The sequence below is a fragment of the Sphingobacterium bovistauri genome (assembly GCF_020295405.1).
In the GTDB taxonomy this organism is placed as follows: Bacteria; Bacteroidota; Bacteroidia; order Sphingobacteriales; family Sphingobacteriaceae; genus Sphingobacterium; species Sphingobacterium bovistauri.
In genome coordinates this window covers 1-1,409 of sequence record NZ_JADEYP010000065.1, presented here as the reverse complement: position 1 = coordinate 1,409, position 1,409 = coordinate 1, and the positions used below count along the sequence as shown (strand labels likewise).

The following is a 1,409-nucleotide window of genomic DNA, read 5'->3' as shown; positions in this document are numbered from 1 at the left end:
TGGACATGCCCCAAAAAGTTAGACACTTATTTGGGGCATTTTTATGAGAAAAAATCAGAAGTATAATTTCAATTTTAAGTTACGTTTAGTAACTATTCTTCAGCAGGGCAAAGATAGTATTGGAGGTCTTGCCAAACTCGAAGGATTAAGTAAATCCAATTTACAATTTTGGCTTCGACTTTATGAATATTATGGTGAACAAGGTTTGCGTGGTGTAGCCCGCAAGACCTTTACTATAGAAGAAAAAAACACTATAATTCAAGAATATCAACAGAGTAGTTTATCTTTGATGGAGACCTGTGTTAAGTATCGAATCTCCAATCCATCTGTTTTATCAACATGGAATAATAAATTTCAAAGTAATGGATTTTCAGGCTTACAAGAGACTCGAGGTCGGCCCAGGAAAACTACTACAATTAATACGATGACTAAGAAAACAACTATTCCAGGAATTAAATCTTCTATGAGCGAAGTTGAGAAGTTAACAATAGAAGTGGAATATTTACGTGCGGAGAACGATTACCTAAAAAAGTTAGAAGCCTTGGCTCAAAGCAAGCAAGCCAAAAAGAAAAAGCCGTAATCATTACGGAGCTGAGGCGCAAACACAAACTGGAACACTTACTACACTTAGCTGGGCTAGCTCGTAGTAGTTATTATTATCATACAAAGAGTATTTCTTTTTTGGATAAACACCCTGATTTAGTGAAGGATGTTATGCGAATTTACCAGAAGCACAAAGGATTATATGGTTACCGACGTATAACTTTAACGCTTAGAACGACATTGGAAAAAGCTATTAACTATAAAACAGTTGCTAAGATAATGAGCACCCTACATCTTAAAAGTGTAATACGCGTTAAGAAATATAAGTCTTATAAGGGCGAGGTGGGAAAAGCTGCTGAAAATATTCTGAAAAGAAATTTTAAAGCTGAAAATCCCCATGAAAAATGGGTGACAGATGTAACAGAATTTAAAGTGGCTGGAAACAAATTATACCTATCGCCTATTATGGATTTATTTAATGGGGAGATTATAAGTTATAATATATCAACCTCGCCGAACTATGCGCAGATTCTAGACATGCTAGATAGGGCATTTAAAAGAAGGAAAAAGGACAACAAAAAACAGGTGGAAACTATCTTTCACTCCGACCAAGGATGGCAATATAGGTTACAAAAGTACCAAGACAAATTAAAAGATAAAAACATTATCCAAAGCATGTCTAGAAAAGGAAATTGTCTAGACAATGCTATTATTGAAAATTTCTTTGGTGTATTAAAATCAGAATTGTTTTATCTAAAAAAATATACTTCTATTTTTGAGTTAGCTAAAGATATTAGAGAATATATAAAGTATTATAATAACGAAAGAATACGAATTAATTTAAATGGAATGAGCCCGGTGGAATA

The 1,409-nt window shown here is 33.6% G+C and carries 2 protein-coding genes; both read left to right on the top strand.

All coding sequences use genetic code 11. From position 1 onward, the window contains the following. The first annotated feature begins 43 nt into the window (after positions 1–43). Positions 44–580, top strand: coding sequence for a helix-turn-helix domain-containing protein (locus IPZ78_RS17160; RefSeq protein ID WP_225555202.1), 537 nt, complete (start codon positions 44–46; stop codon positions 578–580). After that, positions 499–1,409, top strand: a 911-nt coding sequence (locus IPZ78_RS17155; protein WP_225555203.1) for an IS3 family transposase, incomplete at its 3' end; no start/stop codon positions are given. The genes IPZ78_RS17160 and IPZ78_RS17155, both read left to right, overlap by 82 nt.